1 protein-coding gene is annotated in these 8,257 nt (G+C 73.9%); it reads left to right on the forward strand.

The genetic code is table 11. From position 1 onward, the window contains the following. Positions 1 to 37 precede the first annotated feature (37 nt). On the forward strand, positions 38 to 8,257 hold the full coding sequence (locus SD460_RS16425) for a type I polyketide synthase (protein ID WP_438860828.1): 8,220 nt from the start codon (positions 38 to 40) through the stop codon (positions 8,255 to 8,257).

Raw genomic sequence — 8,257 nt, forward strand, 5'->3', positions numbered from 1 at the left:
CGCCGGTCGTGAGTGGCAAGTCGGGTTAGAACCCGACTTGCCACTCACGACCACTCACGCCTGGAGCCATCGGATGTCGAACGAACAGAAGCTGCGCGATTACCTCAAGCAGGCCGCCAAGGACCTGCGCGAGGCCCGCGGGCGGGTGCACGAACTCGAGGAACGCGACCGCGAGCCGATCGCGATCGTCGGGATGAGCTGCCGGTACCCCGGCGGGGTCACCTCGCCCGACGAGCTGTGGCGGCTGGTCGCCGACGGCACCGACGCCATCTCGGCGTTCCCGGACGACCGCGGCTGGACCGCCGAGGACGTCTACGACCCCGACCCCGAGACGCCCGGCAAGTCGTACGTGCGCGAAGGCGGCTTCATGACCGCCCCGGCCGACTTCGACCCGGGCTTCTTCGACATCAGCCCGCGCGAGGCGCTCGCGATGGACCCGCAGCACCGGCTGCTGCTGGAGACGTCGTGGGAGGCCTTCGAACGCGCGGGCATCGACCCGGCTTCCGTGCGCGGGCACAAGATCGGCGTCTACGCCGGCGTGATGTACCAGGACTACGCCGCGCGCCTGACGTCCGTGCCCGAGATCGTCGAGGGCTACCTCGGCAGCGGCAACGCGGGCAGCGTCGCGTCCGGGCGGGTGGCCTACACCTTCGGCTTCGAGGGCCCGGCCATCACGGTCGACACCGCGTGCTCGTCTTCGCTGATCGCGTTGCACCTCGCCGTCCAGTCCCTGCGCCGCGGCGAGACCACGATGGCACTGGCGGGCGGGGTCACGATGATCGTGACGCCGGCCGGGTTCATCGAGTTCAGCCGCCAGCGCGGCCTCGCGCCGGACGGCCGCTGCAAGTCGTTCGCCGGCGCCGCGGACGGGACCGCGTGGGCCGAGGGCGTCGGAATGCTCCTGGTGGAACGGCTTTCCGACGCGCGGCGGCTCGGGCACCCCGTGCTCGCGGTGGTCCGCGGCACCGCCGTCAACCAGGACGGTGCCAGCAGCGGCCTGTCCGCGCCGAACGGGCCCGCGCAGCAGCGCGTCATCCGCGCCGCGCTCGCCGACGCCGCACTGACGTCCGACCTCGTCGACGCCGTGGAAGCCCACGGCACCGGCACCGTGCTCGGCGACCCGATCGAGGCGCAGGCCGTGCTGGCCACCTACGGTGCCGAGCGGCCCGCCGACCGGCCGTTGCTGCTCGGCTCGTTCAAGTCGAACGTCGGCCACACGCAGGCCGCGGCCGGCGTCGGCGGCGTGATCAAGATGGTCGAAGCCATGCGGCACGGCGTGCTGCCGAAGACGTTGCACGTCGACGAGCCGACGCCGCACGTCGACTGGGCCGCGGGCGCGGTCGAGCTGCTCACCGAGGCGCAGGAGTGGCCGGAGACCGGCCGCCCGCGCCGGGCCGGCGTGTCGTCGTTCGGCGTCAGCGGCACGAACACGCACGTCATCCTGGAAGAGGCGCCGGACGAGGAAGTCTCGGAACCCGTTGCAGCGCCCGAGGTTCTCCCGTTCGTCCTTTCCGGACGGACTGATGCCGCGTTGCGCGCCCAAGCCGCGCGGCTGCTGGACGTCGACGCGGACCCGGTCGACCTGGCCGCGTCGCTGGCGACCACCCGGGCGCACTTCGGCGAGCGGGCGGTCGTGCTCGGGGACCTCGACGCGGGGTTGCGTGCGCTCGTCGCCGGGGAGCCGGCCGCGGACGTGGTGCGGGACGCCGTCGCCGCGGGTGAAGTCGCGTTCCTGTTCTCCGGTCAGGGTTCCCAGCGCGCCGGGATGGGCCGGGAGCTGCACCGGACGTACCCGGTGTACGCGGCGGCGTTCGACGAGGTCTGCGCGGGCTTCGACCCCCGCGTGCGCGAACTGGTGCTCGACGGCGGCGCGGACCTCGACCGCACCGAGTACGCGCAGGCCGCGCTGTTCGCCGTCGAGGTGGCGCTGTACCGGCTCGTCGAGTCGTGGGGCGTCCGCCCGGCCCACCTGCTCGGGCACTCGATCGGCGAGATCGCCGCGGCCCACATCGCCGGGGTGTTTTCCCTGGCCGACGCGCAGACGCTCGTCACCGCACGCGGGCGGCTGATGCAGGCGCTGCCGGCCGGCGGGGCCATGGTCGCGGTCCGCGCGAGCGAGGAAGACGTCCGCGCGGCCCTGCGCGAGGGCGTGTCGATCGCCGCGGTCAACGGCCCGCGGTCGGTGGTGCTCTCCGGCGCGGCCGACGCCGTCGCCGAAGTCGCCGCCGGGTTCGGGAAGGCGAAGGCCCTCACCACGAGCCACGCCTTCCACTCCGCGCTGATGGACCCGATGCTGGCCGATTTCCGCGCCGCCATCAACGGAATCGCGCTCCGCGAGCCGCGGCTCCCGCTGGTCTCCGACGTGACCGGCGCGCTCGCCACGCCGGGCCTGCTGACCAGCCCGGACTACTGGGTGCGGCACGTCCGCGAGACCGTCCGCTTCGCTGACGGCGTCACGGCGCTGCACGCCGAGGGCGTGCGGACGTTCCTCGAGCTCGGCCCGGACGGCGTGCTCAGCGCGCTGGCCCAGGACTGCCTGCCCGGGGACGCGGCCGCCGTCGCGGTCCTGCGCGCCGGGCGGCCCGAGGCGCGCTCGGTCGTCGCCGCGCTCGCCCGGCTCCACACGCGGGGCGTCACCCCGGACTGGCGTGCCTATTTCGCGGGCAGTGGCACCCACCGTGTCGACTTGCCGACTTATCCGTTCCAGCGGACGCGCTACTGGCTGGAGGCCACCTCGACCGGCGGGTTCATCGAGCTCGCCGCGAAACCGGAACCGCCCACCGGGGCATTGGCGGCCCGGCTGACCGGCGCCCCGGCGCACGAACGGATCCGGGTGCTGACCGACCTGGTCCGCGGGCAGGCCGCGGTCGTGCTCGGCCACGGGTCCGCCGACGAGATCCGCGCGGACCGGCCGTTCAAGGAGCTGGGCTTCGACTCGCTCACCGCCGTCGAGCTGCGGACGCTCCTGGCCACGGCGCTCGGCCGCGAGTTGCCCGCCACGCTCGTCTTCGACCACCCGACGCCGTCGGCGCTGGCCGCGTTCCTCGACGGCGAAGCGGTCGCGACCGCGGAAACCGTGGTGGCGCACGACGAACCGATCGCCATCATCGGCATGAGCTGCCGCTACCCGGGCGGGATCGCCTCGGCCGACGACCTGTGGCGGCTGGTCGCCGACGGCACCGACGCCATCTCGCCGTTCCCCGCCGACCGCGGCTGGGACGTCGACGCGATCTTCGACCCGGACCTGTCCCGGCCGGGCACCACGTACTCGATCGAAGGCGGGTTCGTCGACGGCGCCGCCGAGTTCGACGCCGCGTTCTTCGGCATCTCGCCGCGCGAGGCGCTGGCCATGGACCCGCAGCAGCGGCTGCTGCTGGAAGCGTCCTGGGAGGCGTTCGAGCACGCCGGCGTCGACGCGACGGCGTTGCGCGGCGCGAAGGTCGGCGTGTTCGCCGGGACTTCGGCGCAGGACTACAGCTCGCTGCTGGCCACCATCCCGGCCGAGGCCGAGGGGTACGTCGGCACCGGCACCGCGTCGAGCGTCGTCTCCGGCCGGATCGCCTACACCTTCGGCTTCGAGGGGCCCGCGCTCACCGTGGACACGGCGTGCTCGTCGTCGCTGGTGGCACTGCACCTGGCCGCGCAGGCACTGCGTTCGGGCGAGTGCTCGATGGCGCTGGCCGGCGGGGTGACCGTGATGTCCACCCCGGCCGGGTTCATCGAGTTCAGCCGGCAGCGCGGGCTCGCCCCGGACGGCCGCTGCAAGTCCTTCGCGGCGGCCGCCGACGGCGTCGGCTGGTCGGAAGGCGCCGGCGTGCTGCTGGTCGAGCGGCTCTCGGACGCCCTGCGGCTCGGTCACGAAGTCCTCGCCGTGGTGCGCGGATCCGCGGTGAACCAGGACGGCGCTTCGAACGGTCTCACCGCGCCGAACGGGCCCGCGCAGCAGCGGGTCATCCGGGCCGCACTGGCTTCCGCGCGACTGGCACCGTCCGATGTGGACGTCGTCGAGGCGCACGGCACCGGCACCGTGCTCGGCGACCCGATCGAGGCGCAGGCCGTGCTGGCGACTTACGGCCAGGATCGCCCGGAGCCGCTCCTGCTGGGCTCGCTCAAGTCGAACATCGGCCACACCCAGGCTGCGGCGGGCGTCGCGGGCGTGATCAAGGTGGTCCAGGCGATGCGGCACGGCGTGCTGCCGCCGACGCTGCACGTCGACGAGCCGTCCCCGCACGTGGACTGGACGGCCGGGTCGGTCGAGCTGCTCACCGAGGCCCGGCCGTGGCCCGTCTCCGACCGCGTCCGGCGGGCGGGGGTGTCGTCGTTCGGGGTCAGCGGCACCAACGCCCACGTGATCCTGGAGGAGCGCCCCAATGTGGCATTGGGTGCGTCCAACGCACCCAACGCCACATTGGGGCGCTTGGGGCCGTTCGTGCTGTCCGGGCGGGATGGCGAGGGGCTGCGGGCGCAGGCCGCGAAGCTTCGTGTGGCGGCCGAGTTGCCGCTGGTGGATGTCGCCTGGACCTTGGCGACCGGGCGGGCGGCGCTGGAGCAGCGGGCCGCGGTCGTGGCCGCGGATCGGGACGAGCTGCTCGAAGGGCTCGGTGCGCTGGCCGAGGGGCGGGCACACCGGTCCGTCGTGCAGGGCACGCCGGTCAGCGGCGGAGTCGCGTTCCTCTTCACCGGCCAGGGTTCGCAGCGGGAGGGGATGGGCCGGGAGTTGTACGAGACGTTCCCGGTGTACGCGGCGGCGTTCGACGCGGCTTGCGCGTTCCTGGACCCGCGGGTGAAGGAACTCTCCGGCGCGGCCGACACGGATCTGGCCCAGCAGGGCATCTTCGCGGTGGAAGTCGCGCTGTTCCGGCTGCTGGAGTCGTGGGGCCTCCGGCCGGACGTCGTGGTGGGGCATTCGGTGGGCGAGATCGCGGCGGCCCACGTCGCCGGGGTGCTGAGCCTGGAAGACGCGGCCACGCTCGTCGCCAGCAGGGGGCGGCTGATGCAGGCGCTGCCCGAGGGTGGCGTGATGATCGCGGTGCAGGCGTCCGAAAAGGACATCGAGCTCCCGGCTGGTGTTTCGCTGGCTGCGGTGAACGGGCCGGACTCGGTCGTGCTGTCCGGTGAAGAAGCTGCGGTGACCGAGTACGCGGCGAAGTTCGCGAAGACCAAGCGGCTCAACACGAGTCATGCGTTCCATTCGGCGTTGATGGAGCCGATGCTGGCCGAGTTCGCCGCGGCGATCGAGGGGCTCACCTTCGCTGAGCCGGTGATTCCGTGGGTGTCCACTGTGGAAGGTGGTTCGGACTACTGGGTCCGCCAGGTGAGGGAGTGTGTGCGGTTCGCCGACGCGGTCGCCGCCACGAACGCGCGGACCTTCGTCGAGATCGGGCCGGACGCGGTGCTGAGCGCGATGGTCGATGACGCCATCCCGGTGCTGCGCAACGGGCACGACGAGGTGCGGACCACACTGACCGCCGTCGCCCGGCTGCACGTCCGCGGGGTGAGTCCCGACTGGACGCGGGTGCTCCCGGCCGGGCGGAAGGCCGATCTGCCGACGCAGGCGTTCCGGCGCGACCGGTTCTGGGTCGAGCCGTCCTGGAACGCGGGGGACGTCACCGCCGCCGGGCTGGCCGCCGCGGATCACCCGTTGCTGGGGGCGGCCGTCGAGCTGCCCGGCACCGGTGGGTGCGTGCTCACCGGTTCGCTGTCGGTCAAGACGCACCCGTGGCTGGCCGACCACGCCGTGCAGGGCACCGTGCTGCTGCCCGGTACCGCGTTCGTCGAACTCGCGCTGCGCGCCGCCGACGAGGTGGGGTGCGCGGCGATCGAGGAGCTCACCCTCGCCGCGCCGCTGATCCTGCCGCCCAAGGGCGCGGCCCGGATCCAGGTCGCCGTCGGCGCCGCCGGCGACGACGGCAAGCGGCCGATCACCGTGCACTCGGCCACCGGCGACGACGACCAGGCGTGGCAGCTGCACGCCACCGGCACCCTCGCGCCCGAGGCGCCCGCACCGGGCCGCCTGAGCACCTGGCCACCCGAGGGCGCCACGGAAATCGACGTCACCGGGCTCTACGACGGCTTGCAGGACAACGGCTTCGGCTACGGCCCGGCGTTCCAGGGCCTGCGCGCGGCTTGGTCGCTCGACGGCGCCGTCTACGCCGAAGTCACCCTGCCGGACGGGCAGCAGGAGTCCGCCGGCCGGTTCGGGCTGCACCCGGCGTTGCTCGACGCCGCACTGCACGCCGTCGGGCTCGGCGACTTCGTCACCGCGAAGGGGCAGGGGCACCTGCCGTTCTCGTGGAACGGCGTGGCGCTGCGGACGTCCGGGGCGGCGAGCCTGCGGGTGCGGCTGGCCCCGGCCGGGCCGGACACGATCAGCCTGACCGTCGCCGACGTACAGGGCCGCCCGGTCGCCTCGGCGGAATCCCTGCTGCTGCGGGCGATCTCCGCGGCGGGCATCGAAGCGCGGGCCGAGTACCACCGGTCGCTGTTCCGCCTCGACTGGGCGCCCGCCGCCACCGGGGCCGTGCCCGCGGCGACCTGCGCGGTCCTCGGCGACCCCGCACTGGCCGCGGCGCTGCGCAGCGCCGGCACGATCGTGAAGACCGGCGACGAGCCGGCGGACTTCACGTTCGTGCCGGTCACCGGCGACGACGTCCACCGCGTCACGGCCGAAGTGCTGCAGACCGTGCAGAACCCGGCCACCGGCCGGCTGGTCTTCGTGACCCGGGGTGCGGACGAGGACGTCGCCCTCGCCGCGGCGTGGGGTCTCGTGCGCACCGCCCAAGCCGAAAACCCGGACCGCTTCACGCTCCTGGACCTCGACGGCGACCTCGACGGCCGCGCCATCCTCGCCGCCCTCGCCGGCGGCGAGCCGCAGGTGCGCCTGCGGGACGGCGAAACGTTCGCGCCCCGGCTCGCGCGCGTCCCGGCCGCCGAAGGGACCGCACCCGGGTGGGATCCCGACGGGACCGTGCTCATCACCGGAGGCACCGGCACCCTCGGCGGCCTCCTCGCCCGGCACCTCGCCGCGAAGGGCGTCCGGCACCTGGTGCTCGCGGGCCGTCGCGGACCGGACACACCCGGTATCGCCGACCTGGTGTCCGAATTGGACACCTTGGGAGCGCGGGCAACGGTGGTGGCGTGCGACGCCGCCGATCGTGAAGCCCTGAAAGCACTCCTGGCCGATATCCCCGCGGAGCACCCGCTGACCGCGGTCGTGCACACCGCCGGCGTCCTCGACGACGGCGTCCTGGCCTCGCTGACCCCGGAGCGGTTCGCGACCGTGCTGCGGCCCAAGGCGGACGCCGCCTGGCACCTGCACGAGCTGACCGAGCACCTCGACCTGGCCGCGTTCGTGCTGTTCTCCTCCGCGGCGAGCACGCTCGGCAACGCCGGGCAGGCCAACTACGCCGCCGCCAACGCCGTCCTGGACGCGCTGGCCCGGCACCGGCACGCGCGCGGCCTGCCCGCGACGTCGCTGGCCTGGGGCCTGTGGGAGCAGTCGAGCGGCCTGCTCGGCGAGCTCACCGACGTCGACAAGCGCCGGATGAACCGGGGCGGTTTCGGCGCGCTGGCCACGGCGGACGCGCTCGCACTGTTCGACACCGCCCTCGCACTGGGCGAGCCGATGCTGCTCCCGATGGAGCTGGACCTCGCGGCGATGCGGCAGCGGATCGGCGGCGGCCCGGTGCCGCCGCTGTTCCGCGGGCTCATCCGCGGCGCTCGCCGTCCGTCGGCCGCGCCGGCGGAAGGGGCGCTGGCCGCGCGGCTGGCCGAGGTGCCGGCCGAGGAGCAGGAAGCCGTTCTGCTCGACCTGGTGCGGGCGCAGGTCGCGGCCGTGCTCGGGCACGCGTCCGCGGACGCCGTCGACCCGGAACGCGGGTTCGGCGACTTCGGCTTCGACTCGCTCAGCGCCGTCGAGCTGCGCAACAACCTGGCCGCCGCGACCGGCCTCCGGCTGCCCGCGACGCTGATCTTCGACTACCCGGACCCGCGGGTTCTCACCGGCTTCCTCCTCGCGGAACTGGGCCCGGGGGAAGCCGGCGCGGCCGATCCGGCGCTCACCGCGTTGGCCCAGCTCGAAGCGGGTCTCGCCGCCGCCGAACCGGCGGAAGCGACGCGGATGGCGCTTAGAACCCGTTTGGAAGTGCTGCTTGCCACCCTCTACCCGCGGACCGGTGCGGAGGAGGGCGAACGCCTCGACACCGCGACGGACGAGGAGCTGTTCGCCCTGATCGACCAGGACTTCGAAGTTCGCTAG

The organism is Amycolatopsis solani, assembly GCF_033441515.1.
Classification (GTDB): domain Bacteria; phylum Actinomycetota; class Actinomycetes; order Mycobacteriales; family Pseudonocardiaceae; genus Amycolatopsis; species Amycolatopsis solani.